This window comes from Nitrospirillum karajorum (genome assembly GCF_036348415.1).
Lineage (GTDB): Bacteria > Pseudomonadota > Alphaproteobacteria > Azospirillales > Azospirillaceae > Nitrospirillum > Nitrospirillum amazonense_B.
Genome location: NZ_JAZBQB010000003.1, coordinates 1,503,994 through 1,528,221 on the forward strand (window position 1 = coordinate 1,503,994; position 24,228 = coordinate 1,528,221).

The window sequence follows — 24,228 nt, forward strand, 5'->3', positions numbered from 1 at the left end:
GTGGTCACGGAACCAGCCGGGACAGGGCCGACAACAGGGGCTGACGAAGCGGGGTTGGGACGATGTTGGAAGGGTGGGAATCCCCCGGGATCGCGCGCCCTTGCGCCAGCGTCGTCTGTTATGCCGGCCTGTCCGGCCCCCGATATCTTCGATCCGCCCCTGACGTCGATCCCAGACCTCCACAGTCTCGGGCGGGGCGTCCAGCCCCACATGGGACCAAAGGGGGCGACCCGGCGCATGGTTCCGGTCCGAATTGATCCGGTTTGGGATGGCCGATCGTCGGCCGTCCGTCGTTGGCCCCGGTCCACATGGCCGGTGCCGTCCAGTGTGGTTGTCCGGGTCCGGAAGGCGTTGGGGCAGGAGCGAAGCGGGAATGTCGGTTCAGGCATCTCTGGATCAGCAATGGGCGCGCATCAGCGGGCGGCTCAAGGACGAGGTGGGTGAAACCGCGTATCGCAGCTGGCTGAAGCCGCTGACCGTGGAGGATTTCATCGGCGGCCAGGTGCGCATCGTCGTGCCCACGCGCTTCATGCGCGACTGGATCCGCACCCATTACGCTGACCGCATCCGTGCCCTATGGACGGGTGAGAATCCCGGCGTCCAGTCCGTGGAGATCGTTGTGGCGCCGCCGCGGGGCGACGCGTCCTTGGGCGGTGCCCTCAGCACCCTGCCGCGCGGGGCCGCCAATGGCGCCGACGCGGGGCCGCTGGCCGATGGCGCGGCCGCCCCTCTGCCGGCCTATGATGGCGGTGAGGCCGTCGCGTCCCTGAACGGGACGGCCGAGGCGCCAGCCCTGCCCGCCTTCATCGCCGGCAACGGCCTGGGGGAGGAGCGCGACGACGTGTCGGCGCTGCTGGACCCCCGCTTCACCTTCGAGAATTTCGTGGTGGGCAAGCCCAACGAACTGGCCTTCGCCGCCGCCCGCCGCGTGGCCGACGCCAGCGCCGTGACCTTCAACCCGCTGTTCCTGTACGGCGGCGTGGGCCTGGGCAAGACCCACCTGATGCACGCCATCGCCTGGCACATCCGCAAGAAGGACCCCGCCCGCCGGGTGATCTACCTGTCGGCGGAAAAGTTCATGTACCAGTTCATCCGGGCCCTTCGGTACAAGGACACCATGGCGTTCAAGGAGCAGTTCCGCTCCGTCGACGTGCTGATGATCGACGATGTGCAGTTCATCAGCGGCAAGGACAGCACCCAGGAAGAGTTCTTCCACACCTTCAACGCCCTGGTGGACCAGAACCGCCAGGTCATCATTTCCGCCGACAAGAGCCCGTCCGACCTGGAAGGCATGGAGGAGCGCCTGCGCTCCCGCCTCGGCTGGGGGCTGGTGGCCGACATCCACCCGACCACGTATGAGCTGCGCCTGGGCATCCTGCAGTCCAAGGCGGAGCAGATGCGGGTGCAGATCCCCCAGAAGGTGCTGGAGTTCCTGGCCCACAAGATCACGTCCAACGTGCGTGAGCTGGAGGGGGCCCTGAACCGCATCGTGGCGCATGCCGAACTGGTGGGTCGCGCCATCACCCTGGAAAGCAGCCAGGAAGTGCTGCACGACCTGCTGCGCGCCAGCAACCGCCGGGTGACCATCGAGGAAATCCAGAAGAAGGTGGCGGAGCACTACAACATCCGCCTGGCGGATATGAGTTCCGCCCGCCGCGCCCGCGCCGTGGCCCGCCCCCGCCAGGTGGCGATGTACCTGTCCAAGCAACTGACCGCCCGGTCCCTGCCTGAGATCGGCCGCAAGTTCGGCGACCGCGACCACACCACCGTGATGCACGCCGTGCGCAAGGTGGAGGAGCTGTGCGCCACCGATCCGACCTTCTTCGAGGACGTGGAGCTGCTGCGTCGCATGCTGGAAGGCTGACGCCGTTCCGTAGTCCCCCCGAGCCCCCTTTCGGACAGGGGGCGACTCGGCCATCCGACAGCCCCTGGAGCCGGTCGAAAACGCTGTCGCCCGGCGGGGCTTGTGCTATGGTGTGCACCCCTTTTTCCGGGCCCTGTGGGGGGGCTTTGGGGAATTCAAGGCAAACACTCAGCCGCGCCCCAGGGGGCGACGGGTCAGCACAAGCGGAACGGCATGAAGATCACCATCGAACGCGCGGCTTTGCTCCGGTCTCTCGGTCATGTTCAGAGCGTGGTGGAGCGTCGGAACACCATTCCGATCCTGTCCAACGTGCTGCTGAAGGCGGAAAACGGCGAACTGGCGCTGACCGCCACCGACATGGATCTGGAGATCGTGGAATCCGTGCCGGCCGACATCGCGCGCCCCGGTTCCGCCACCGCCCCCGCCCACACCCTGTATGACATCGCCCGCAAGCTGCCGGACGGCAGCCAGGTGGAACTGGACTTCACCGCCGACACGTTGACCCTGCGGTCCGGCCGGTCGCAGTTCCGCCTGGGCGCCCTGCCGGTGGAGGATTTCCCCGTCATGGCCGGCGGCGACACCGGTCACCGCTTCACCCTGTCGGCCAACGACCTGAAGATGCTGGTGGACCGCACCAAGTTCGCCATCTCCACGGAGGAGACGCGCTACTACCTGAACGGCATCTACCTGCATGCCTCCAAGGCCAAGACCGGCGCCGCCGAAATCCCGGTGCTGCGCGCCGTGGCCACCGACGGCCACCGCCTGGCCCGGGTGGAGATGGCCCTTCCGGACGGCGCCAGCGGTATCCCCGGCGTTATCATCCCGCGCAAGACCGTGATCGAGGTGCGCAAGCTGCTGGACGAGGCGGCGGACCGCATCGAGGTCCAGCTGTCCGACACCAAGGTGCGCTTCGCCTTCGACAGCATCGTGCTGACCAGCAAGCTGATCGACGGCACCTTCCCGGACTATGAGCGCGTCATCCCCACGGGCAACGACAAGGTGATGGAGGTCAACGCCGGCCAGTTCGCCGCCGCCGTCGACCGCGTCGCCACCATCTCCACGGAAAAGAGCCGGGCGGTGAAGCTCAGCCTGGACCGCGGCATCCTGACCCTCTCGGCCTCCAGCCCCGAGGCCGGGTCGGCCACGGAAGAGATCGAGGTCAGCTACGACAACACGGCGCTCGAGATCGGCTTCAACAGCCGCTACCTGCTGGACATCACCCAGCAGATCGAGGGCGAGGGCGTGCGCTTCACCCTGGCCGACGCCGGCTCGCCCACCGTGGTGCGCGACGTGGCCGACGGCTCGGCCTTGTACGTCCTCATGCCGATGCGCGTTTGAGGCCGGGCGCACGTGATTGCGGGGCGGCGGTAGCGGTTGCTGGCCAAGATGGGCGCCATGTCCACAGACGAGCCGCCCCTGACGGGGACGCCGGCGGGCCCCCTTGAGGGGGCCGCGCCGTCGGTCCTTTCCGGGGGCGTTTCCGGGTCCGCCCCCCTTGCGGCCCTGGCCGTCACGCGCCTGACCGTCACCCGCTTCCGCTCCTACGCCCATGCCCGCCTGCTGCTGGACCGCCGCCCCGTGGCGCTGACGGGCCCCAACGGCGCCGGCAAGACCAATTTGCTGGAAGCGGTCAGCTTCCTCGCCCCCGGTCGCGGCCTGCGCCGGGCCAAGCTGGGCGATGTGGAGCGGATGCAGGCCCCGGACGAGTCCTGGGAGACGCGGGGCTGGGCCGTGGCGGCGGAGGTGGCGACGCCCTTGGGCATGGTGGAGATCGGCACCGGCCGCGACCCCGCCGGCGCGCCGGGTAGCGAACGTCGTGTGGTGCATATCGATGGCCGCCCGGCCAAAAGCCAGATGGCCCTGGCGCAATACGTTTCCTGCGTCTGGCTGACGCCGCAGATGGACCGCCTGTTCGTGGAGGGGGCCGCCGGCCGCCGCCGCTTCCTGGACCGGCTGGTGTTCGGCTTCGATCCCGAACATGCCGGCCGGCTCAGCCGCTTCGAACAGGCCATGCGCGACCGCATCCGCCTGCTGCGCGAGGGGGGCGATCCCGCTTGGCTGACGGTGCTGGAGGACCAGATGGCCACCAGCGGCGTCGCGGTGGCCGCCGCCCGCCGCGATGTCACCGCCCGTCTGGCCGCCGCCTGCCGGCGCGGCGTGGGCCCTTTTCCCGCACCCGGCCTGGCGCTCACTGGCACGGTGGATTCCTGGCTGGCCGACCGGCCGGCGCTGGAGGCGGAGGACACGCTGCGCCGGACCCTGGCGGAGTCACGGCGCCTCGACGCGCACGCCGGCACCACCACCGTGGGCCCGCACCGCAGCGACCTGGCCGTGACCTACCTGGCCAAGGGCATCCCGGCGGACCTGGGCTCCACAGGGGAGCAGAAGGCCCTGCTGATCGCCATCGTCCTGGCCAACGCCCGGCTGATGGCGGCGGAGGGGGCGGCACCGCCCCTGCTGCTGCTGGACGAGGTGGCGGCCCACCTGGATGCGGAGCGGCGCACCGCCCTGTTCCAGGAGGTGCTGGCCACCGGGTCCCAGGCCTGGATGACCGGCACCGACGCCGCCACCTTCGCCGAGCTGGGCACGGCGGCGACCCATGTGCGGGTCGCGGACGGCGGTGCCGTGGCGGGGGCGGGATAGCCCGCCCGGTCCCTCTGCCACCCGGCGAGGGATTCGGCGGAGTGGGGGCAGTGTTCCCCCTTGGTAATGACGGTTTTGCCCCAGGGCGACGCGATATCTGGTAGAGTGTATCCATGGCACAAGAAGCTCTGACGACCCCCGACACCGCCGCCGAGGATTATGGCGCCAGCTCCATCAAAGTGCTGAAAGGCCTTGATGCGGTGCGCAAGCGTCCCGGCATGTACATTGGCGACACGGACGATGGTTCCGGCCTGCACCACATGGTGTACGAGGTCGTGGACAACGCCATCGACGAGGCGCTGGCCGGCTATTGCACGCGGGTGGACGTCATCCTGAACCCCGACGGTTCGTGCACCGTGCGCGACGACGGCCGCGGCATCCCGGTGGACATCCACGCGGAAGAGGGCGTGTCGGCGGCGGAGGTCATCATGACCCAGCTGCACGCCGGCGGTAAGTTCGACCAGAACAGCTACAAGGTCTCCGGCGGCCTGCACGGCGTGGGCGTCTCCGTCGTGAACGCCCTGTCGGAAATCCTGGACCTGCGCATCTGGCGCCAGGGCCGGGTGTGGGAGATGCGCTTCGCCCATGGCGAGGCCCAGGCGCCGCTGGCCAACACCGGCGCCGCGCCGCTGAAGGCCGACGGCCGCCCCCTGTCGGGGACGGAGGTGACCTTCCTGCCGTCCAAGGCCACCTTCACCAAGACCGAATTCGATTACCAGACCCTGGAACATCGCCTGCGCGAGCTGGCCTTCCTGAACTCCGGCGTCACCCTGTACCTGACCGACGCGCGGGGCGTGGAGCCCAAGTCGTGCGAACTGCATTACGAGGGCGGGCTGGAGGCTTTCGTGCAGTGGCTGGACCGATCCAAGACGCCGCTGCACAAGCCGGGCATCGCGCTGCGCGCCGAGCGGCAGAGCGACCTGGGCGGCACCATCGGCGTGGAAGTGGCGCTGCAGTGGAACGACAGCTATCACGAGAGCACGCTGTGCTTCACCAACAACATCCCGCAGCGTGACGGCGGCACCCACCTGGCCGGCTTCCGCGCCGCGCTGACCCGCACGCTGAACAACTACGCCAACGAATCCGGCATCGCGAAGAAGGAGAAGGTGAACCTCTCCGGCGACGACATGCGCGAGGGCTTGACCTGCGTGCTGTCGGTGAAGGTGCCCGACCCCAAGTTCTCCAGCCAGACCAAGGACAAGCTGGTCTCCTCCGAGGTCCGCCCCGTGGTCGAGGCGGTGGTGGCGGAGGCGCTGGCGACGTGGCTGGAGGAGCATCCGGCCGACGCCAAGCGCATCATCGGCAAGGTGGTCGAGGCCGCCGCCGCCCGCGAGGCGGCGCGAAAGGCGCGCGAGCTGACGCGGCGCAAGGGCGCCCTGGACATGGCCTCGCTGCCCGGCAAGCTGGCGGACTGCCAGGAACGGGACCCGGCCTTGAGCGAACTGTTCCTGGTGGAGGGTGACTCGGCCGGCGGTTCCGCCAAGCAGGGTCGCTCGCGCCAGTTCCAGGCCATCCTGCCCCTGCGCGGCAAGATCCTGAACGTGGAGCGCGCGCGCTTCGACAAGATGCTGTCCTCGGCCGAGATCGGCACCCTGATCGCGGCGCTGGGCACCGGCATCGGGCGGGAGGAGTTCAACGCGGAAAAGGCGCGCTATCACAAGGTCATCATCATGACCGACGCCGACGTGGACGGCGCGCACATCCGCACCCTGCTGCTGACCTTCTTCTACCGCCAGATGCCCGAGCTGATCGAGCGCGGCTACCTCTACATCGCCCAGCCGCCGCTGTACCGCGTGAAGCGCGGCACGGCCAAGGAACGCTATCTGAAGGACGACCGGGCGCTGGACGATTACCTGATCGGCCAGGGGTTGGAGGACGTGACCCTCAAGGCGCGGGACGGCACCGAGCGCCAGGGCGGTGAGTTGCGCGACGTGGTGGAGCAGGCCCGCGCCGCCCGCCACCAGCTGCAGGCCCTGGCCCGCAAGGTGGGCAACCCGGCCGTGGTGGAACAGGCCGCCGTGGCCGGCGCCCTGTCCATGGCGCTGCTGACCGACGACGCCCGCGCCGATGAACTGGCCCGCGTGGTCGCCGCCCGCCTGAACCGCATCGAGGCTGAAGCCGCCCAGGCGGCCGGCAATGCCGGCGAGGGCGCCACCGTGGGCGTGGGCGCCTGGCAGGGTGAACGGGCGCGTGAGGGCGGGCTGATGCTGTTCCGCACCAGCCGCGGCGTCACCCACCGCCACATCCTGGACGCCGACGTGCTGAAGAGTGTGGAGGCCCGCCGCCTGGACGCCATGGCCGACTTCCTGAAGACGGTCTTCACCGACGCCGCCACCCTGACCTACCGCGGCCGCACCACCCGCGCCATCGTCGGCCCCGTCGGCCTGATGGACGCGGTGCTGGAACAGGGCCGCCAGGGCCTGTCCATCCAGCGCTACAAGGGCCTGGGCGAGATGAACCCGGACCAGCTGTGGGAAACCACCCTGGACCCCAAGATCCGCTCGCTGCTGCAGGTCAAGGTCAGCCACGTCGACGAGGCGGAAGAGGTGTTCTCCACCCTTATGGGCGACATCGTGGAACCTCGCCGCGACTTCATCCAGGCCAACGCGCTGAAGGTGGCGAACCTGGACGTGTGATCGGGCTTAGAATGAGATGCGATCATGACTGATCGCATCTCGCTCCGAGGGGGTATCGAGGAGACGACTTCACCGGAAAGGCTCCAGGTCCCAGCTCGCGCGCATTTTTATCGGGCCGTCTGCATCCGCCCGGCCTGTCCAGACGTAAGGCGTAAGACGCCAATCCGTAGTGGGCAGCCTTCGGGAGACATGCCATGCGCCACCTTGCCGCTGTTGTTGTGACGTTGACCCTGGGCTTGGGGACGGCCCAGGCGGCCACCGTCGTCGTCACACAGAAAAATCACGCCTTCGTGCCGAGCAAGATTGAGATCGCCACGGGCGACACCATCCTTTTCCGTAACGAGGATACGGTGCCGCACCAGGTCGTTTCCCACACGCCGATATTTCAATTTGACCTTGATCTTGAGCGCCCCGGCGAGGAGCGGTCCCAGGTTTTCACTCAGCCGGGGATGATCGTCGTCGGCTGCGACCTCCACAGCAATATGGAAGTGATCGTGACCGTCACGCCGGGCCCCGCAGGAAAGTAGGCGAGCCGCCGCCCCCTCAGGGGAGGCGGCGCATGGCGCCGGAATATAGGACGGGCCCGGTTGGGGCCCCGGTCGGCGAGCCGCCCTTGGGCTCCAGGCTGATGGCCAGCACCAGCTTGCCGCCGCCAGCCAGGGCCTTGTCGGCGACCGGAAGCACCCGCCCTGGTGCGATCACCCCCACCGCCCGCGGCGGGGCGCCATCGGCGATCAGCCACAATTCCAGATCCCGGTCGGCTGGTGTGGTCATACCCGCCAAGGCGACGGGCTCCAGCCACCGTCCCCTGCCTTCAACCAACCAGCCGACGCGGCCATCGCTGGCGGCGGTCAAGAGCGCCATGTAGCGGGGCCCATCCCCGCGTAGGGCGGCGGGCACGAGCAGCGTGACGGTGAGAAGTGCGGCGGCGGCACCCGCCGTCATCCACCGCCAGACGGGTGGGGCATTCCATTGCCGCCGCAGCCACGCCCGCCAGCCCGGTACAGCCGCCGGTGGAAGCTGCGCCTCAATCCTTCGCCACAGCGTCGCGGGCGGCGCCACCGCCGGCACCGCCGCCAGAAGGGGGGCCAGCCGTCTTTCCCAATCGGCCACCGCGTGTCGCAAGGCGCCATGGCCGGGCAGGGCGTCCGCCACCGCCTTGGCCTGCTGGGCGTTCAAGGTGCCCAGCACGTATTCGCCAGCCAGGAGATCCAGTTCCGCGAAATCGTCCGGAATCATGGCGCTAAACACTCCTTCAAGGAAGCGAGCCCGCGTCTTATCCATGACTTGACCGTGCCCAGGGGCGTGGCCAGGTGCTCGGCCACTTGCGCATGGGATAGGCCGTTGACGAAAGCCAGGGTGATGGCGCTGCGGCCCTTGTCATCCAATCGTTCCAGGCAGCGGCGCAGCCGGACGGCGTCGCGGGCGGTTTCCAGAATCTCCAAGGGGCCGGGGCCGTCGTCGACGCCGTCGGGTATGGTATCAATCAGCGTTTCGCGCCCCAGACGCCGGGCCATGTCGAGTGCGCGGTAGCGCACGATGGATGCCATCCAGCCACCGCCTGAACCCATGGTCGGGCTGAAGCTGGCGGCGTTCCGCCAGATCTGCACAAAGGCGTCCTGAACGGCATCGGCCGCCGCATCCGGGCGGCGCACGATGCGGAGGGCCAGGCCGTACAGGCGCGGCGATTCCCGTTCATACAGGTGCCGTAGGGCGACGCGGTCGCCACCGGCGACCTGCCTGATCAGCGCGTCCAGCGTCCCCCCGGCCGCCAGGTCCTTCGGTGTCATGCCGCCCCCGTCACCGGGATTGGGGTGGCGGGATGCCGCCACCGCGTCGTTCCCCATCAGTCGGCCCCTTTTGCGATCCGTTACGTCCCCGCCCGCCCTTCGGGGTGCCTGCGGCGCCGGAAGGGCTCGTTCCATCCTCCTTACGGCGCACGGAGACTTTCGGATGCACACGCCCTGCATCCAATCAACCGGCGCAGGCGTATGGGCAGGAAACCAACGCAACACCAGGGAGCCTGCTCCAATGAAGTCTCAATTATTAATCGCCTTGTTGGGGGGGCTGATGGCATGCAGCCTGCCGGCGATGGCCGCGTCCGACATCGGTGCCGGCGGCAAGCTGACGGCGACGGGCGGCGTGACCCAGCTTGAGGGAGCGGCCGGCGGCGGCCTGACGCCATGGGCCCTCATCGGTGGCTACGACACGGGCGATCAGATCCGGCCCAACGCCTTCTACACGCGGGTGCAATCGGGCAGCTACCACCTCAACGCCTATGGGGCCATGGTCGGGTTGTATGACCGTGTGGAGTTATCCTTCGCCCGCCAGTCCTTCGATACCGAGGACGTCGGCGGCCTGTTGGGTCTGGGCAAGGGGTACACCTTCAACCAGAACATTGTCGGCGCCAAGGTCCGCGTGGCTGGCGATGCCATTCTGGATCAGGACAGCTGGCTGCCGCAGATCGCGGTGGGCCTGCAGTACAAACATAATGACCGGGGCGCCGTCCTGCGGGCGATCGGCGCCCGCCACGACAGTGGTACGGACTTCTATATCTCCGCCACCAAACTTTTCCTGGCTCAAAGCCTGTTGGTGGACGGCACGGTGCGGTTCACCAAGGCCAACCAGATCGGCATTCTCGGCTTCGGCGGCAAGGACGACGACTACCACGTCGAACCCGAAGGCAGCGTCGCCTACCTTCTGTCCCGCAACTTCCTGGTGGGCGCCGAGTATCGCAAGAAGCCCGATAACCTGGCCATTGCTCATGAGGACGATTGGTACGACCTGTTCGTCGCCTGGGTTCCCACCAAGAACGTCTCGCTGACCCTGGCCTTCGCGCCATTGGGCAACATCGTCATCCGTGACCATCAGAACGCGGCCTACCTGTCCCTTCAGGTGGGATTCTGAGCGCCATCACCCAAAAGGAAATGTTCCGATGAGCCATCTCTCGCGCCTGGCCAAGCCTATGGCCACCGTTTGTCTTGCCCTGTCCCTTGCCACATTCCTCACGCGGCCTGCGGCCAAGGCCGATGAGGCCACCTTCCAGGCGTTCGGCGGCAAGGCCGGCCTGCAAAGCCTCATGGAGGACTTCATGACCAACCTGCTGGCGGATCCCCGGACGCGGCCTTTCTTTGAGAAGGCCAATCAAACCCGCGTCAAGGCGCAATTGGTCGACCAATTTTGCCAGGCTCTCGGCGGGCCGTGCCAATACAAGGGCTTGGACATGAAGTCCGCCCACCAGGGCTTACCGCCCATCACGCGGGAGCATTTCAACGCCTTGGTGGAAGACCTACAGGACGCCATGGACAAGCATAAGGTCCCGTTCAGCGCCCAGAACAAGCTGTTGGCGGAGCTGGCCCCCCTGCACCGGGATATCGAGCACTAAGTCTGCCCTGCGCGGTCGAGACGCTGGCCACCCCGTCCGCTTGGCGTGGTTCCCGGCAGACTTTCTCAGCAATCCCGGTTTTCTCAAGATTAGAATCAAGGAAAAATGAAGATGAATAGATCCATGATCGCGGTGATGGCGATATCTTTACTTGCCACCATACCAACCGTTGCCGCTCCCGCCTTCGCCCTGGAAAAAGCGGTCGAGGTTGGCGGGGCCCCGATGTACCCGTCCAAGACCATCATCCAGAACGCGGTCAATTCCAAGGACCACACCACCTTGGTGACGGCGGTCAAGGCCGCCGGCCTCGTTGAAACCCTGGAAGGGGCTGGCCCATTCACCGTCTTTGCCCCAACCAACACGGCGTTCGAAAAGTTGCCGCGGGCGACAGTCGATGGCTTGTTGCAACCGGAAGCCAAGTCCACCTTGACCGGGCTGCTGACCTATCACGTGGTGTCCGGCAAGCTTTCCGCCGCGGACCTTATGGCCAAGGTGGCCGCCGGGCATGGCAAAGGGGTGTTGACCACCGTGCAGGGCGGTCAGCTGGTGGTCACCCAGAAGGGTAAGATGTTGATGTTGACCGATCAGCGGGGCGGCATGGCCACCATTTCTATCGCCGACGTGAACCAGTCCAACGGCGTCATCCACGTCATTGATGGCGTGCTGATGCCCGGCTGATCACGCGGCGCCCGCCGGCCCGGCCGGCCTCTCCTCCTCCGGCCGCGGGACGGCTTCCTTGCTGGGCGGCCTTGGCTGCCCAGCCTTTATGCCAGACCAGCCTTTATACCGGTGTGGGAAACGGATCAGCCGACGGACACCAGCAGCAGGCAGCCTTGCTGGCTGACGGCGGTGGCATGCCAGGTGGTGTGCCGGGCGACGTGGAAATCACCCGCCTGCAGAAGCAGGTCGCCGAAACGCAAGTCACCTTCGATGACCAGGCATTCCTCATCGCCACCGGCATGGGCATGGGACTGATAGGGCGCGCCCGGTTCCATGCGGATAAGCATGGTGCGGCGTCCGGTGCGGCCGTCCACGCGCAGCAGCTTGGATCGCACCCCCGGGGATAGAGGCAGCCAGACGCCATCTTGGTGGCGCACGGTGTCGGTTCCCGGCGCGGCCGCCTGGTCCGCCGCTTCACGGTCGATGCGGGCGAGAATGGGGCCCAGCAAACCGGCGGGCGGCGGCTCCGCCAAGGCCAAATCCAGCGCGCCCAGCCGCGCCTCGATCCGCGCCAGCTCCTGGTCCGTGTAGGGGGCCGCATCCGGGGCAGCGACCCGGTATTGGCGCGACCGGCGGTCACCCCGCATCACGCCCAACAGATAGTCGGCGATGTCGGCATCCGCGCTCTTCACGCCAAGCACTCCTTCAGCTTCAGCACGGCGCGGCGGACCCAGCTTTTGACCGATCCCAAGGGCGCGCCGACGCGCTCCGCCAATTCTTCAAAGGTCAAGCCCTGAAGATACGTCAAAAGCACCAGCCGCCGCGACCGTTCCGTCAGCAACCCCAGGCAACGCCGCAGATCCAAGGCCAGTCCGGGATCCGGCTGATGGGCCAGCCTGACGTCAACCGCCGCCAGGACGGCATCGTCGTCCAGGGACATGGTGGCGCCGACGGGTTTATCCAAGAGCGACAGGACATGGTTTCGGGTAAGCACCACCATCCAAGCGAAAGCGCTGCCCCGCGTGGGATCGAACAGCGGCGCCTTTTGCCAGATGCGGACGAACACGTCCTGAAGCAAGTCCGCAGCCCGGTCGCGGTCCCGCGCCAGACGCAGGCAAACGCTGTAGAGGGTCGGTGCCGCCGCCCGGTAAAGCGCCTCGAATGCGCTACGGTCGCCCTTGGCCGTCGCCAAAAGAAGGGCCGTCACGGCGGAGGTCTCGTCGATCGCTTGGGCGTCGGAGGGCAGGGGCATGAGAGGGGGGTCCAGCGAAGCAGCGGATCGCCGATGATAATATATCTTTCCGGTTAGGCAATGGCGTGCCGGGGCCGGCCGATGGATATCATTGTTCTGGTGCTCATTTCGTGACGCGATCGTGCATCCAAATCTTTCCGTCATCAGTAATGCGTCCATACGACCCAATCACGGGTCGCGCATTTTGAACCAGGATGCATTATGCAAAGTCACAAAGTCTTATTAACGGCTATGGCCGCTGGCGTGGCTGCCGTGTTTGTCGTGGACTTCGCCCAGGCCGCCACCGTCGTGGTGATCGAGAAGGACCGCACCTTGGCTCCCGCCCGTGTGCAAATCGCTCAAGGCGATACCGTCGTATTTCGTAACGAGGATGGCATGCCGCACCGGTTGACCTTGCACGCGGCTGGCCGGACCTGGAGCCTGGATACCCAGCGCCAGGGGCAGGAAAGGACGCAGGACTTCACCGAGACCGGCCATATCGACTTGACATGCGATTTCCATCCGCAAATGACCATGAGCATCGATGTCGCCAAAGACCTCCCCTAAAGCACGCCGAGGGCATGGGCTCCACGCCACGCGCTCCGGGTCAGCTGGGCAATAAGCGGGGCCATTGCCATCCTATCGCGACGGTACAATGGGCCGGGGCGGCGGCGGCATGCTATTGATGCGCCGTCCACTTTCATCCCTTGAGGGGCCCCTGCCGCCATGACCGCGCTGATCCTGTTCGTCGTCCTTGCCCTCGCCTACCGCTTCGCCCTGCTGGCGGTGTCCATCCGGCATGAGAAGGCGCTGCGGGCCGATGGCGCGGTGGAGCATGGGGCGCGCAACACCCTGGCGCTGACCATCGCCCATATCGCCTTCTACCTGTCGGCGACGGTGGAGGGATTGGTGCGGGCCGAGCCCATCGACGCGGTCAGCGGCTTCGGCTTCGCCATCTATTTGTTCGGCGCCGTCATGCTGCTGGTGGTGGTGCGGCTGCTGGGGCGGCTGTGGACGGTGAAGCTGCTGATCGCCCGCGACCACCAGTTGGTGACCCACCCGCTGTTCCGTCTGGTGCGACACCCCAATTACTTCCTGAACATCCTGCCGGAACTGGTGGGCTTCGCCCTGACGCTGCACGCCTACTACACCCTGGTCATCGGCCTGGCCGTCTACCTCGTCCCCCTGACCCTCCGCATCCGGCAGGAGGAGCGGGCCATGCGCGAGACCTTCGCCGCCTACTGATCCGGAAAAGTTGGCTGGGAAAAATCGCTGGACCGGAGGGCGGGGCGCCCCCACTTGAATGGGCGGTCCCCTGTGGGGGCGATTCCCCTGTGGATGGGGGCATTAGGGACGGACGCAGAGGGACAGCATGACCGCGGGTGAGGCCACTGACAGTCACGCTGCCGCCACCGACACCCGGTCCGCCAAGGTGTCCGACATCCTGCAGGCCCTGGCGGCGGATGAGGGGCGGGAGCGCGTGGCCATCGGCGACCTGCTGACGGCGCTCAGCGACCGGGCGGTGGGTGCCCTCATCTTCGTCTTCGCCCTGCCCAACGCCCTACCCATGCCGCCCGGCACCTCCTCCGTCCTGGGCCTGCCGCTGCTGTTCCTGACGGCGCAGCTGGCGCTGGGGCGGCGCCCTTGGCTGCCGCGCTTCATCGCCGACCGGTCGCTGGCGCGCAAGGACTTCGCCGCCATGATGGCCAAGGTGGCCCCCTGGCTGGCCAAGGCCGAGCGCATGTTGCGGCCGCGCCTGGGCGTGCTGGCGCGGCCTCCGGCGGAAAACGCCGTGGGCGCCCTGTGCTTCCTGCTGGCCCTGATCCTGTTCCTGCCCATCCCCCTGGGCAACATGCTGCCCGCCGTGGCCATCAGCGTCGTGGCCCTGGGCGTGCTGGAGCGCGATGGGGTGTGGGTGCTGCTGGGCCTGGCTACCGGCATCGCCGCCGTGGCCGTGGTCTGGGGCGTGCTGCTTGCCCTGCTGAAAAGCGGGTTGTTCGTGCTGGAGCACGCGCTGGGGATGTGAGGCGGCGCCTCACTCAAGGTTCGCGGTAGCCCGCGACCGCGGGCGCCGGAGATTTCCGGGGAGCCAAAGGCGGACTGGAGATCGAGGACAAGGACGCGGGATGCGTCCGCCCGCCTTACGAGGTGCCGGCGGCAGACTTCTCGATGCGGTTGATGTGGTCCAGGCCGGGCAGGATTTCGGAGCGCACGAACTCCACCCGCTTCATGGGGCCGCCGCCGCCATGGGGGAAGCGCGCCTTCCACAGGGCCATCTTCACCGCCAGCCCGCACAGCACGCCGCCGATGGTGACATGGTGGGCCGAGATCTGTGCGCGGACGGAGCGGAAGCTGTCCGCGTTGATGTCGTGCCAGAAATCCTTGCTGCGCCGGTCGAACGCCTCGAACCGCCCGGTGATGGAGGTGGTGATGCCCGTCAGCATGCGCATGACGTCGCCGATCATCTTCATCATCAGGCGGTCGCGGGTGACCATCTCGCTCTTGGTCGCCTCGTTCACCCAGCCCATGAAGCGCTGCACCTCCGGCACCAGGCCGTCCAGGCAGCTGCGGAAATAGGCCAGCGACAGGAAGACGTCGCCGTATTCCTCCAGGAAGCTGGGAATGTCCTGAAGCTGCACGTTCAGTTTCTGCGACAGCAGGGTCAGGTTGCGCAGCGCCTCTTCCCGGTCGGGGTTGGCCAGCAGCTCGAACAGGTCGGCGATGTCGTTGATGGGCCGCTGCTCCGACCCATAGACCTGCTGGATCAAAGGCAGGGTGAAGTCGCGCATGTAGGTGGTCAGTTCTAGCCGCTTGCCCGCCGACAGGCGCAGGTAGGTCACATCCTCCACCGGGATGCCCAGGCGGCGCAGCTCGATGCGCAGGCTGTAGACATCGTAGCTGTTCAGCTGCGTCAGCCGGTGGATCTGCGCCATGTCCACGCGCATTTCCTTGGGATGCGACGGGTACATCGTCGCCAAATGTTCCGGGTTGATCTGGCCGCTGCCGGCCGACCGGTCCTGGAACACCTCCACCACCGTCTCCAGCCGCGCGTTCTTGATCAGGCGCGCCCGCTTCAGGCCGGGCGTCTGCACCGGGATCATGCCCAGCGGCAGGATGTGCAGGGCGTCGCGATCGTCATCCGCGAACAGCACCTCGGCCTCGGCGGCCGCCGGCACATCACCGGGGGCGACCTCATCATCGGAAGGGGCGGGCGAGGAGGTCAACGGCGGCGGGATCCGGGGGCATAGGGCAGGGCGTCGGGGCCACACGGCGGCCCCGACCCTGCGTCAGGTATAGACGATGGAGGGTGTGGTCAAGGGCGGTATTCGACGGGAGGGGTGGGGCCTATGCGACGCCCTGGCCATGTCCTGGGCGCGGTGCCGGGGCCGCCACCCCACCCCCTTGCACATTTGCGCCCTCTCGGCACGGCGCATACAGTTACGCACAGGCAGAGGGTGCGCGCCTTGGAATCACTTCGCCAATGAGATGCTTCGTGGGGAAAAGGGCCGGGTCGGGATCATGCGCCGGTCGATGATGGCTGCCCTCGCGGGCTTGGCGGTCCTGCAACTGGGGTTGGCCGCCGCCGACATGCGCGCGGCCTGGGGGACGGCCCGTGACGCCCAATCGGCGCACCTGCTGGTGGTGGCCGCGCGGGACATGGCGGGGGCTATGGATGCCCAGTCGTCACAGTGGACCGCGGCCGCCCTGGCCCTGCGCGCGCCGGGTGCCGCCCTGGTGGAGGAGTTGGCGCAACGTCGGCGACAGGCGGACCGGGCGCTGGACGCGGCCTTGGATGCCCTGCCGCCCCTTCCTCCGTTGGAGGGCGCGCGCCAGCGGCTGGCTGGCGTGCGCCAGGAACTGGCGGGCCTGCGCCGGGCGGCGGACCAGTCCTTGAACCAGTCCTTCCCAGCTCCTGCAATTTCCAGAGCCCCCGATTCACCGCTGCTGCGCGACTGGCTGGCCGGGGAACGGGCCCTGGCCACGGCGGAAAGCCGCCTGGTGCGCGAGCTGGTCGCCCTGGCTGCTCAGGATTTGCCCAATCCGGATGCGGATGTCGCGGCGGACGCGCTGGCGGCCCGCCGTGACGCCGACCTCGCCTGGGCGGATGCGGTGACCGGCGCGTCCGCCGCCGCGTCCACCGCCCTGCTGCTGGATTGGCGCGGCGCCACCATGCCGGCGTCCGACGCCGGCGTGGCGGCCGCCATGGCGCGCTTCGCCACCGCGCTTGCCGGGCAAGGGCCCAGCGGCTCAGAGCTGGAGCACCAGCCGGATCCGGTGGCGGCTCAGGCGGCCCTGGCCGAAGTGGGGGCCGTGGCCACACGGGCGCTGGACCGCTGGGCGGCCGTGCCCGTGCCCGCACCCGCCTGGGCGGCGGTGGCGGCCGGCGCCCCGCTGGCCGGCGCCGCCCTGCTGACGCTGGTGATCCTGGTGGCCCTGCGGCAGGGCGTGTTCGGCGCCGTCTCGCGCACCGCGCGGCTGATGCGCGACCTGGCGGAGGGGCGGGTGGCCCCGTCGCCGGCCCCCGTGCCGGGCACGGGGCGGGACGAGACGGTGGCGGAACTGCACAGCGCCCTGGCCCTCTATTGGTCCCACGCCCGCCGCATCGAGCGCGAGACCCAGCGGCGGGAGCGGGCGGAGCGCCTGCTGACGGTGGAACGCAAGGTGTTGGGCATGACCGCCGGCCGCGCGCCCCTGTCGACGGTGCTGTCGGCCTTGTGTTCCGGCATGGAAGCGGATTTGGAGGGGGGGCTCTGCTCCATCGTGCTGGCCGACGCGGACGGGCGGCACATCCGCACCGGGGCGGCCCCCAGCCTGCCCGCGTCCTTCGCCCGCGCTGTCGATGGCGCGCCGGTGGGGCCGACGGCCGGGTCCTGCGGCACGGCCATCCACCGGGGCGAACCCGTCATCGTCACCGACATCGCCAACGATCCCCTATGGCTGGATTACCGCGCCGCCGCGGCGGAGGCCGACCTGGCCGCCTGCTGGTCCATCCCCATTCTGGCGGGCGACGGCCACGCGCTGGGCGCCTTCGCCATCTATTTCCGATCGCCCCGCTCACCGGAAGGCTGGATGCTGGACCTGGCGCGCCGCGCCAGCCGCCTGGCCACCGTGGCCATTTCGGCCGAACGCGGGGCGGAGGAGTTGGAGCGCGCCAAGGCCGCGGCCGAGCTGGGCAACCGCACCAAGACCGAGTTCCTGGCCAACATGAGCCACGAGCTGCGCACGCCCTTGAACGCCATCATCGGTTTCGCCGAGGTGCTGGAGGGGGATTTGCGCCGGGCCCCCGACCAGGTGACCAACGCCGGCTATGCCGGCGACATCGTGGCCAGCGGGCGCCACTTGCTCGCCATCATCAATGACATCCTGGACGTCTCGAAGATCGAGGCGGGCAAGGTCGAGTTGCGGGAACGGGTCTGCGACGTGGCCGCCCTGGTGGCCGGGTGCGAGCGGATCGCCCGGGGCCGCGCCCTGGAAAAGCGCATCGATCTGGTCACCACCATGGCCCCGGACCTGCCGCCGCTGCTGGCGGACGATGTGAAGATCAAGCAGATCCTGCTGAACCTGCTGTCCAACGCCGTGAAGTTCACCGAAGCCGGCGGCACGGTGTCGCTGACCGCCACCATCAACGCCGAGGCGCAGATGGTCATCGCCGTCAGCGACACGGGCATCGGCATCGCGGATGCGGACCTGTCCAAGGTCTTCGTGCCGTTCCAGCAGATCGACAACGTCTACGCCCGCACCACACAGGGCACCGGCCTGGGCCTGTCGCTGTCCAAGGGGCTGGCCGAGCTGCATGGCGGCCGTCTGGACATCGTCTCGCGGCTAGGACAGGGTACCACCGTGTCCCTGGTCCTGCCCAGCCAGCGCCTGTTGACCGGCGGTATCGGCGACGCCGGCCGGATCAGCCCGGTTCCCGGTGCCGTGCCTTCCGTCGCTCTGGCGCCCGCTGTTTTGGCGGCCGCCTTGGGCGACAAGGGCGCCTGAGGCAAACGAAACCCCCGGAAGCGGGGCTTCCGGGGGCTCGAAACCAAACGCCTTATGGCCCAGCCAAAGGCCAGGGTCACCGCATCTAGGGATCAGATGTAGTAGGAGGCCAGCGGCGAGAAACCGTTGAAGTTCACGGCGGAGTAGGTGGTGGTGTAGGCGCCGGTCGCCAGGATGTCGACCTTGTCGCCGATGCGCAGGTCCACCGGCAGCCGGTATTCGGCCTTCTCATACAGCACATCGGCGCTGTCGCAGGTCGGGCCGGCCAGGATGACCGGCTCCGCGTCGCCGCCATCGTGGGGCGTCTGGATGGGATACTTGATGGCTTCGTCCATGGTCTCGGCCAAGCCGCCGAACTTGCCGATGTCCAGATAGACCCAGCGGCGGTCGTCGCGGTGCGACTTGCGCGAAATCAGCACCACTTCCGAGCGGATGACCCCGGCGTTGCCCACCATGCTGCGGCCCGGCTCGATGATGGTTTCGGGCAGGCGGTTGCCGAAATGCTTGCGCAGCGAGGCCTCGATGGCGTTGCCGTACTCACCCTCGCTGGGGATGTCCTTCAGGTAGCGGGTGGCGAAGCCGCCGCCCAGGTTCACCATGCGCAGCATCACGCCCTGCTCTTCCAGGGTGCGGAAGATCTCGGCGGTCTGGGCCAGGGCCTTGTCCCACTGGGTCAGGTCGCGCTGCTGCGAGCCGACATGGAAGGACACGCCATAGGGCACGACGTTCAGGGTGGAGGCGGCCAGCAGCAGCTCCGCCGCCATGTCAGGCTCGCAGCCGAACTTGCGCGACAGCGGCCAGTCGGCACCTTCGCCCGAGGTCAGGATGCGGCAGAACACGCGGGCGCCGGGGGCGTGCTCGGCGATCTTCTCCAGCTCTTCCCGGCTGTCGAAGGCGAACAGGCTGATGCCCAGGGCGTGGGCGCGGGCGATATCCGACGCCTTCTTGATGGTGTTGCCGAAGCTGATGCGGTCGGCGGTGGCGCCGGCGTCCAGGCAATACTGGATTTCCGGCAGGCTGGCGGTGTCGAAGCAGGACCCCTGCTCGACCAGCAGCTTCAGGATCTCCGGCGCCGGGTTGGCCTTCACGGCATAGAAGATGCGGGCCTCGGGCAGGGCGTCGCGCAGGTTGCCGTAGTTACCGGCGACGACGTCCAGGTCAACCACCAGGCAGGGGGTGGCGGGCGTGTTCTCAGCGAAAAAACGAGCGATCTTCTCGGTCATCGATGACTCCGAGGCCAAAAGGCATATCAGGGGATGGATCGGGAATGGGGGCTTGGCCGGGCAATGGCCCGGGTCCGTTCACTTAACCGGGCGACGGCCCGGGTCCGTTCAAGCGTGCCGATGAAACGGCCGGCCCGAACGGGTCAGATACTGGAGATATGCCCAGGCGGCGCGAGGAAAACGCAAAGCACCGGCCCGGTCTGACTGACGACCGCCTGATCATGGCCCACCCGACTCTGCATCAGAGCGGGGGCGAGGGATCGAGGAAAGGCGGGCGCGTGCCCACCGACAACAACATCAACCATCGTAGCCTCCAATTCGCCGCCTTGCTTAAGGGACGGACGAGGATACGCGTTACGTCGTTGCATAACCGACGGGGGAACCATTCCGCCCGCGGCCATAGGCACGTGCGCTGCGACTACGCGCTATATAAGATGGAAAGCCGGGGATGCACAGCGATTTTTTTCGGGTCACGGCGGGCCTGCGACGACATGGCCAAGCCGGCGTTTCGGTGGTGCGGCTGCCCCACCACAAATCTCAATTTCGCCACTTTTGCGGCCCAAATTGGCCATGTCGCGGTGGCCTTATGCGCATAGAGGACGACGCGACATTGACCCCCTGCCGGGGTCGGAAGCCCCTCCCGCCCGGTCTCCCCCGACCGGCCTACCGGAGGTGTCCTCTCCAGCCTGCCCCGGCTGGTGTATCAAACGGCCACCGCACCTGCCCCCCGCGGTGGCCGTTTTTCTTTTTATCGGTTCCCTCAGGCGCCGGGCGCGGGCATCCACCCGCTGGGCTTATCCTCCCTTTCCAGTTCACTGCGTTCCCTGGAAAGGTCCGGTGGCCACGGTCGTGGCCTTATTGCTGCGCTTCGTTTTGCGCCCACAAATGTTGGGCGCCTCATGGGCCTCATCACCGGCAGCTATTGATCCAGCGCTTTGAGGTGCCGGGGCGTGCGGCCTATAGTCGGGGCCCTTCCGACTCCGGCGCCCAAGGCCCATGACCTCAACCGCTCTCTTCACCGGCCATGATCTGCTGTGCCTGCGCGGCGGGCGCCTGGTGTTCCAGGATCTGGACTTCCAACTGGCCGCGGGGAGCTGCCTGACCCTGGTGGGGCCCAATGGCAGCGGCAAGTCCACGCTGCTGCGCCTGATGGCCGGTTTGCTGAAGCCCCTGCGCGGCATCATCGCCTGGGATGGCGTGTCCTTGGACCAGGACCCGGAGGCCCACCGCGCCCGCCTGCATTATGTCGGCCACCTCGACGCGGTGAAGGCCAGCTTCACCTGCCGGGAGATGGTGGCTTTCTGGGCGGGCTTGCGCGGCGGGGGCGGCATGGGTGGGGCCAGGGTGGACGCGGCCCTGGCCGCCTTCGCCATCGATGCCATCGCCGACGTGCCGGGCCGTTTCCTGTCCGCCGGGCAGCGCCGCCGCCTGTCCCTGGCGCGCCTGGTGGCGGCGCCGGCGCCCCTGTGGCTGCTGGATGAACCCACCGTGGGCCTGGACCGTGCTTCCGTCGCGCTGCTGGAGGACGCCATCGCCCGCCACCGCGCCCAGGGCGGGCGGGTCGTGCTGTCCACCCATATCGACCTGGCGACTCCGGGCGGAGATGTTCTCGACCTGGCCGCGTTCACGCCGGTCGAGGAGGATGAAGGCCAGGACGGGGATGACGGGGCGGAGGACGCCGCCTGATGCTCCGTCTCATCCTGCGCGACCTGCGCCTGGTGTTGCGCCAGGGCAGCGACGCCACCGCCGCCCTGATGTTCTTCGTGCTGTGCGTGGTGCTGTTCCCCTTCGGCGTCGGGCCGGAACCCAACGTGCTGACCCGCATCGCCCCCGGCGTGCTGCTGATCGCGGCCCTGCTGGCGGCGCTGTTGTCCATGGAGCGGCTGTTCCAGGGCGACTACGAGGACGGCAGCCTGGAACTGCTGCTGCTGTCGCCGCTGCCGGCGGAGGGGGTGGCCGTCGCCAAGGTGGCGGCCCACTGGCTGGTGACGGGCGTGCCCCTGATGCTGGTGGCGCCCCTGCTGGCCCTGCTGCTGCGCATGCCGGTGGACCAATTGGGCCTGCTGGTCGGCACCCTCGCCCTGGTCACGCCGCTGCTCAGCGTCATCGGCGCCGTCGGGGCCGCCCTGACCCTCGGCGCCCGGCGCAGCGGCGTGCTGCTGCCCCTGCTGGTGCTGCCGCTGTACATCCCCGTGCTGATCTTCGCCGCCGCCGGCCTGGACGCCGGCCTGTCCGGCCTTTCCCCCCGGCCGCACCTGCTGCTGCTGGGCGGCATGCTGTGCGGCGCGCTGGTCCTGGCCCCGCTGGCCATCGCCGCCGCGCTGCGGGCGGCGCATGAGTGAGGCGATGGCGAAAGCATGATCCCGAATTTTCGTGCGCTCATCAGTGTGTTGGCGCTGCTGGCCCCGATGATGGCGGCTGCCGGTGATGGACTCTCCACCACCGGCTGGAAGGTGTTTCGCCAAGGGGGGATGGAGGCACGCTACCCGTCACAATGGGTGCGGTGGGATGAGGCGGGCAACGAGCTGTTCCTGACCAGCACCCATGAACGGGAGGAAGGGGTCGTCATCGTCCATGGCGAAGCGATGATCAGCTTGGGCGAATTGACACCGCCGGTTCCCGGCAAGCCCAGCACCACCTACCGCGAGGGGGAGAATGTCGATCAAGTTTTGAGCGACACGGTCATTCCGCGCCAGACCGAAGACCCCGATGCCTGCGGCGACATCGAACGGCTGGCCATTGCCGACGAGGTCGGCCCGAATACCTTTGAAGTCAGCATCATCTATCTATGCACCATCAAGGGCCGGTCATTCCAAACGGTGCTGTCTTATTGGCGAGAGCCGGGCCTCCGCCCCGGATGGGAAGAGACGGCCCTGGAAATCATGCGGTCCCTGCGTCTGCCGTAAAGCCAACGTCACGATCATTCGCCCCCTACATCATTGGGCGTGATCCATATCAATTTACGGCGTATCCCGATGGCAAAGGCCGGCGGGCGTGGTACATAACGGGGCCATGCATCGTTTCGCCAACCCCGCCCGCTTTCTGAAGATCGCCAACGCCGTGCTGCCATGGGTGGCCGGCCTGTCGGTGGTCTGTTTCGCGGCCGGGCTGTATCTGGGCCTGATCGCCTCGCCGCCGGACTACCAGCAGGGCGACACCGTGCGCATCATGTACATCCATGTGCCCGCCGCGTGGATGAGCATGTTCACCTACAGCACCATGGCCGTGGCCGCCGCCGCCGCCCTGGTGTGGAAGCATCCCCTGGCCGAGGTCTACGCCAAGGCGGCCGCCCCCCTGGGCGCTGGTTTCACCGCCCTGTGCCTGCTGACCGGGTCGCTGTGGGGCGCCCCCATGTGGGGCACTTGGTGGGTATGGGACGCGCGGCTGACCAGCGTGCTGGTGCTGTTCTTCCTCTACCTCGGCTACATGGCCCTGGTGGACGCCTTCGATGATCCGGCGCGGGGGAACAAGGCCGGCAACATCCTGTTGCTGGTAGGGGCCGTGAACGTGCCCATCATCAAGTTTTCGGTGGAGTGGTGGAACACCCTGCACCAGCCGGCCAGCGTGTTCCGCCTGGGCGGCCCCACCATCGCCGCCAGCATGCTGTGGCCCCTGCTGCTGCTGGCCGTGGCCTTCCAGAGCTATTTCTTCGCCGTCGTCATCCTGCGCATCCGGGCCGGGCTGGCGGCGCGCCGGGTGCAGACCCTGCGTCTGGGCCAGGCGGGCTGAGCCTCGGAATGGCGGGCCCGGGAGAGTGGGACAACCGGACCGGCGGCGCTCGTTTCGCCAGCGTGATAGTTTGATGCCTGTTCCGGCTTCGCGGTCCCTCAAGGGGGCCTCCGGGTGGCGGGCCTTTGGGTGAGAGTGTGATGGACGGGTTCCTGTCGATGGGCGGATATGCCGCCTATGTGTGGTCATCTTACGGGGCGGCCACTGTGATCCTGGTGGGGCTGCTGGTGCTCAGCCTGTCCGGCTTGCGCCGGGTGGAGCGCACCCTGGCCACGCTGGAAGCGGCCAAGCCGCGCCGCCGGCGTGAAGCCAAGGCGTCCCCGGCCCCCACATCGGCTACCCCTGCCGCCGAGACCACACCATGACACGCAAACGCCGCCGCCTGATGATCCTGGTGCTGGCCCTGCTGGGCCTGGGCACCGCCACGGCGCTGACCCTGTCGGCCTTCCGTGACAACATCGTCTTCTTCTACAGCCCGTCCGACCTGGCGGCCAAGCCGCCGGGCGGGCGCACGGTACGCATCGGCGGGCTGGTCGAGGCCGGCAGCCTGAAGCGCGAGGGCGGGATGACCGTCACCTTCCAGGTGACCGACACCGCCAAGTCGCTGCCCGTCACCTACACCGGCATCCTGCCCGACCTGTTCCGCGAGGGGCAGGGCGTGGTGGCGGAGGGCAAGCTGGGCCCCGACGGCGTGTTCACCGCGACCGAGCTGCTGGCCAAGCATGATGAGAAATACATGCCGCCCGACGTGGCCGACGCCCTGAAACGCGCCGGCCATCCCGGCAAGCCCGGTGACGCCCCCCCTGGTGGCGCCCCCGTTGCAGCGGGGGAGGAGCATCAGACCTCCACCCTGCGCACCCATCCCTGAACGA

General features: G+C 68.0%; 24 protein-coding genes. 18 read left to right on the forward strand and 6 right to left on the reverse strand.

Annotation, left to right across the window (positions count from 1 at the left end):
• Nucleotides 1-373: 373 nt before the first annotated feature.
• From dnaA to UCD39_RS20680, 5 genes are all read left to right on the forward strand, one after another.
• Nucleotides 374-1,864: a chromosomal replication initiator protein DnaA gene (gene dnaA / locus UCD39_RS20660; RefSeq protein ID WP_330497670.1), complete on the forward strand. Its 1,491-nt coding sequence runs from the start codon at nucleotides 374-376 to the stop codon at nucleotides 1,862-1,864.
• Nucleotides 1,865-2,077: 213 nt separating this feature from the next.
• Nucleotides 2,078-3,202 (forward strand): DNA polymerase III subunit beta, encoded by a 1,125-nt coding sequence (gene dnaN, locus UCD39_RS20665; RefSeq protein WP_145734815.1) that lies wholly within the window; start codon nucleotides 2,078-2,080, stop codon nucleotides 3,200-3,202.
• A 57-nt stretch (nucleotides 3,203-3,259) separates the two neighbouring features.
• Complete coding sequence (recF, locus tag UCD39_RS20670; RefSeq protein WP_330497671.1) at nucleotides 3,260-4,507, forward strand: DNA replication/repair protein RecF; 1,248 nt, start codon at nucleotides 3,260-3,262, stop codon at nucleotides 4,505-4,507.
• A 113-nt stretch (nucleotides 4,508-4,620) separates the two neighbouring features.
• Entirely contained in the window at nucleotides 4,621-7,143 is a 2,523-nt protein-coding gene (gene gyrB, locus UCD39_RS20675) for a DNA topoisomerase (ATP-hydrolyzing) subunit B (protein WP_330497672.1), read from the forward strand.
• 194 nt (nucleotides 7,144-7,337) lie between these two features.
• Entirely contained in the window at nucleotides 7,338-7,670 is a 333-nt protein-coding gene (locus UCD39_RS20680) for a cupredoxin domain-containing protein (protein ID WP_330497673.1), read from the forward strand.
• A 16-nt stretch (nucleotides 7,671-7,686) separates the two neighbouring features.
• On the opposite strand, the gene UCD39_RS20685 is transcribed toward UCD39_RS20680, so the two are convergent.
• Both UCD39_RS20685 and UCD39_RS20690 read right to left on the reverse strand, forming a co-directional pair.
• Nucleotides 7,687-8,382, reverse strand: a complete 696-nt coding sequence (locus UCD39_RS20685; RefSeq protein WP_330497674.1) for an anti-sigma factor — start codon at nucleotides 8,380-8,382, stop codon at nucleotides 7,687-7,689.
• Nucleotides 8,379-8,990 carry a sigma-70 family RNA polymerase sigma factor gene (locus UCD39_RS20690; protein WP_330497675.1) on the reverse strand — a complete coding sequence of 204 codons (612 nt, stop codon included), beginning with the start codon at nucleotides 8,988-8,990 and terminating at the stop codon, nucleotides 8,379-8,381. Before UCD39_RS20690 ends, UCD39_RS20685 begins: the two co-directional genes overlap by 4 nt.
• Nucleotides 8,991-9,213: 223 nt before the next feature.
• Here UCD39_RS20690 and UCD39_RS20695 point away from each other — a divergent pair, with 223 nt between their 5' ends.
• From UCD39_RS20695 to UCD39_RS20705, 3 genes are all read left to right on the forward strand, one after another.
• Nucleotides 9,214-10,050 carry a DUF3034 family protein gene (locus tag UCD39_RS20695; protein WP_330497676.1) on the forward strand — a complete coding sequence of 279 codons (837 nt, stop codon included), beginning with the start codon at nucleotides 9,214-9,216 and terminating at the stop codon, nucleotides 10,048-10,050.
• Between the two features lie 28 nt (nucleotides 10,051-10,078).
• Nucleotides 10,079-10,528: a group I truncated hemoglobin gene (locus UCD39_RS20700; protein ID WP_330497677.1), complete on the forward strand. Its 450-nt coding sequence runs from the start codon at nucleotides 10,079-10,081 to the stop codon at nucleotides 10,526-10,528.
• 111 nt (nucleotides 10,529-10,639) lie between these two features.
• Nucleotides 10,640-11,206 carry a fasciclin domain-containing protein gene (locus UCD39_RS20705; protein ID WP_330497678.1) on the forward strand — a complete coding sequence of 189 codons (567 nt, stop codon included), beginning with the start codon at nucleotides 10,640-10,642 and terminating at the stop codon, nucleotides 11,204-11,206.
• A gap of 125 nt (nucleotides 11,207-11,331) precedes the next feature.
• Here UCD39_RS20705 and UCD39_RS20710 read toward each other — a convergent pair whose 3' ends face one another.
• Both UCD39_RS20710 and UCD39_RS20715 read right to left on the reverse strand, forming a co-directional pair.
• Nucleotides 11,332-11,880 (reverse strand): cupin domain-containing protein, encoded by a 549-nt coding sequence (locus UCD39_RS20710; protein ID WP_330497679.1) that lies wholly within the window; start codon nucleotides 11,878-11,880, stop codon nucleotides 11,332-11,334.
• Nucleotides 11,877-12,440, reverse strand: a complete 564-nt coding sequence (locus UCD39_RS20715) for a sigma-70 family RNA polymerase sigma factor (protein ID WP_330497680.1) — start codon at nucleotides 12,438-12,440, stop codon at nucleotides 11,877-11,879. The genes UCD39_RS20710 and UCD39_RS20715 overlap by 4 nt, the downstream gene beginning before the upstream one ends.
• Nucleotides 12,441-12,641: 201 nt before the next feature.
• Here UCD39_RS20715 and UCD39_RS20720 point away from each other — a divergent pair, with 201 nt between their 5' ends.
• From UCD39_RS20720 to UCD39_RS20730, 3 genes are all read left to right on the forward strand, one after another.
• A complete protein-coding gene (locus tag UCD39_RS20720; RefSeq protein ID WP_330497681.1) occupies nucleotides 12,642-12,986 on the forward strand; it encodes a cupredoxin domain-containing protein in 345 nt (114 codons plus the stop codon).
• A 159-nt stretch (nucleotides 12,987-13,145) separates the two neighbouring features.
• Nucleotides 13,146-13,664, forward strand: a complete 519-nt coding sequence (locus UCD39_RS20725; protein WP_330497682.1) for an isoprenylcysteine carboxylmethyltransferase family protein — start codon at nucleotides 13,146-13,148, stop codon at nucleotides 13,662-13,664.
• 127 nt (nucleotides 13,665-13,791) lie between these two features.
• Nucleotides 13,792-14,445, forward strand: coding sequence for an exopolysaccharide biosynthesis protein (locus UCD39_RS20730; RefSeq protein WP_330497683.1), 654 nt, complete (start codon nucleotides 13,792-13,794; stop codon nucleotides 14,443-14,445).
• 115 nt (nucleotides 14,446-14,560) lie between these two features.
• Here UCD39_RS20730 and UCD39_RS20735 read toward each other — a convergent pair whose 3' ends face one another.
• Entirely contained in the window at nucleotides 14,561-15,643 is a 1,083-nt protein-coding gene (locus UCD39_RS20735) for a hypothetical protein (RefSeq protein WP_330497684.1), read from the reverse strand.
• 307 nt (nucleotides 15,644-15,950) lie between these two features.
• Here UCD39_RS20735 and UCD39_RS20740 point away from each other — a divergent pair, with 307 nt between their 5' ends.
• A complete protein-coding gene (locus tag UCD39_RS20740; RefSeq protein ID WP_330497685.1) occupies nucleotides 15,951-18,404 on the forward strand; it encodes a GAF domain-containing sensor histidine kinase in 2,454 nt (817 codons plus the stop codon).
• Nucleotides 18,405-18,496: 92 nt separating this feature from the next.
• On the opposite strand, the gene UCD39_RS20745 is transcribed toward UCD39_RS20740, so the two are convergent.
• Nucleotides 18,497-19,627: a type III PLP-dependent enzyme gene (locus UCD39_RS20745; protein ID WP_330497686.1), complete on the reverse strand. Its 1,131-nt coding sequence runs from the start codon at nucleotides 19,625-19,627 to the stop codon at nucleotides 18,497-18,499.
• 996 nt (nucleotides 19,628-20,623) lie between these two features.
• On the opposite strand from UCD39_RS20745, the gene ccmA reads away from it, so the two are divergent.
• The 6 genes from ccmA (at nucleotide 20,624) to ccmE (ending at nucleotide 24,224) form a co-directional block, all read left to right on the forward strand.
• Complete coding sequence (gene ccmA, locus UCD39_RS20750; protein WP_330497687.1) at nucleotides 20,624-21,313, forward strand: heme ABC exporter ATP-binding protein CcmA; 690 nt, start codon at nucleotides 20,624-20,626, stop codon at nucleotides 21,311-21,313.
• Nucleotides 21,313-21,969, forward strand: a complete 657-nt coding sequence (ccmB, locus tag UCD39_RS20755; protein ID WP_330497688.1) for a heme exporter protein CcmB — start codon at nucleotides 21,313-21,315, stop codon at nucleotides 21,967-21,969. Before ccmA ends, ccmB begins: the two co-directional genes overlap by 1 nt.
• Before the next feature lie 15 nt (nucleotides 21,970-21,984).
• Nucleotides 21,985-22,533, forward strand: coding sequence for a hypothetical protein (locus UCD39_RS20760; protein ID WP_330497689.1), 549 nt, complete (start codon nucleotides 21,985-21,987; stop codon nucleotides 22,531-22,533).
• 106 nt (nucleotides 22,534-22,639) lie between these two features.
• Entirely contained in the window at nucleotides 22,640-23,356 is a 717-nt protein-coding gene (locus tag UCD39_RS20765) for a heme ABC transporter permease (protein ID WP_145734832.1), read from the forward strand.
• 140 nt (nucleotides 23,357-23,496) lie between these two features.
• Nucleotides 23,497-23,721 carry a heme exporter protein CcmD gene (ccmD, locus tag UCD39_RS20770; RefSeq protein ID WP_330497690.1) on the forward strand — a complete coding sequence of 75 codons (225 nt, stop codon included), beginning with the start codon at nucleotides 23,497-23,499 and terminating at the stop codon, nucleotides 23,719-23,721.
• Complete coding sequence (gene ccmE, locus UCD39_RS20775) at nucleotides 23,718-24,224, forward strand: cytochrome c maturation protein CcmE (protein WP_322482567.1); 507 nt, start codon at nucleotides 23,718-23,720, stop codon at nucleotides 24,222-24,224. The genes ccmD and ccmE overlap by 4 nt, the downstream gene beginning before the upstream one ends.
• Nucleotides 24,225-24,228: the final 4 nt, after the last annotated feature.

What these genes read in the sequence shown, in the direction of transcription:
- UCD39_RS20745 (WP_330497686.1), bottom strand. Translation starts at nt 19,627, where the DNA reads ATGACCGAGAAGATCGCTCGTTTTTTCGCTGAGAACACGCCCGCCACC.
- UCD39_RS20685 (WP_330497674.1), bottom strand. Translation starts at nt 8,382, where the DNA reads ATGATTCCGGACGATTTCGCGGAACTGGATCTCCTGGCTGGCGAATAC.
- ccmE (WP_322482567.1), top strand. Translation starts at nt 23,718, where the DNA reads ATGACACGCAAACGCCGCCGCCTGATGATCCTGGTGCTGGCCCTGCTG.
- UCD39_RS20740 (WP_330497685.1), top strand. Translation starts at nt 15,951, where the DNA reads ATGATGGCTGCCCTCGCGGGCTTGGCGGTCCTGCAACTGGGGTTGGCC.
- UCD39_RS20680 (WP_330497673.1), top strand. Translation starts at nt 7,338, where the DNA reads ATGCGCCACCTTGCCGCTGTTGTTGTGACGTTGACCCTGGGCTTGGGG.
- UCD39_RS20760 (WP_330497689.1), top strand. Translation starts at nt 21,985, where the DNA reads ATGATCCCGAATTTTCGTGCGCTCATCAGTGTGTTGGCGCTGCTGGCC.
- ccmB (WP_330497688.1), top strand. Translation starts at nt 21,313, where the DNA reads ATGCTCCGTCTCATCCTGCGCGACCTGCGCCTGGTGTTGCGCCAGGGC.
- UCD39_RS20725 (WP_330497682.1), top strand. Translation starts at nt 13,146, where the DNA reads ATGACCGCGCTGATCCTGTTCGTCGTCCTTGCCCTCGCCTACCGCTTC.
- UCD39_RS20720 (WP_330497681.1), top strand. Translation starts at nt 12,642, where the DNA reads ATGCAAAGTCACAAAGTCTTATTAACGGCTATGGCCGCTGGCGTGGCT.
- recF (WP_330497671.1), top strand. Translation starts at nt 3,260, where the DNA reads ATGTCCACAGACGAGCCGCCCCTGACGGGGACGCCGGCGGGCCCCCTT.
- ccmD (WP_330497690.1), top strand. Translation starts at nt 23,497, where the DNA reads ATGGACGGGTTCCTGTCGATGGGCGGATATGCCGCCTATGTGTGGTCA.
- UCD39_RS20695 (WP_330497676.1), top strand. Translation starts at nt 9,214, where the DNA reads ATGGCATGCAGCCTGCCGGCGATGGCCGCGTCCGACATCGGTGCCGGC.
- gyrB (WP_330497672.1), top strand. Translation starts at nt 4,621, where the DNA reads ATGGCACAAGAAGCTCTGACGACCCCCGACACCGCCGCCGAGGATTAT.
- UCD39_RS20705 (WP_330497678.1), top strand. Translation starts at nt 10,640, where the DNA reads ATGAATAGATCCATGATCGCGGTGATGGCGATATCTTTACTTGCCACC.
- UCD39_RS20700 (WP_330497677.1), top strand. Translation starts at nt 10,079, where the DNA reads ATGAGCCATCTCTCGCGCCTGGCCAAGCCTATGGCCACCGTTTGTCTT.
- dnaA (WP_330497670.1), top strand. Translation starts at nt 374, where the DNA reads ATGTCGGTTCAGGCATCTCTGGATCAGCAATGGGCGCGCATCAGCGGG.
- UCD39_RS20690 (WP_330497675.1), bottom strand. Translation starts at nt 8,990, where the DNA reads ATGGGGAACGACGCGGTGGCGGCATCCCGCCACCCCAATCCCGGTGAC.
- UCD39_RS20730 (WP_330497683.1), top strand. Translation starts at nt 13,792, where the DNA reads ATGACCGCGGGTGAGGCCACTGACAGTCACGCTGCCGCCACCGACACC.
- UCD39_RS20715 (WP_330497680.1), bottom strand. Translation starts at nt 12,440, where the DNA reads ATGCCCCTGCCCTCCGACGCCCAAGCGATCGACGAGACCTCCGCCGTG.
- UCD39_RS20765 (WP_145734832.1), top strand. Translation starts at nt 22,640, where the DNA reads ATGCATCGTTTCGCCAACCCCGCCCGCTTTCTGAAGATCGCCAACGCC.
- ccmA (WP_330497687.1), top strand. Translation starts at nt 20,624, where the DNA reads ATGACCTCAACCGCTCTCTTCACCGGCCATGATCTGCTGTGCCTGCGC.
- dnaN (WP_145734815.1), top strand. Translation starts at nt 2,078, where the DNA reads ATGAAGATCACCATCGAACGCGCGGCTTTGCTCCGGTCTCTCGGTCAT.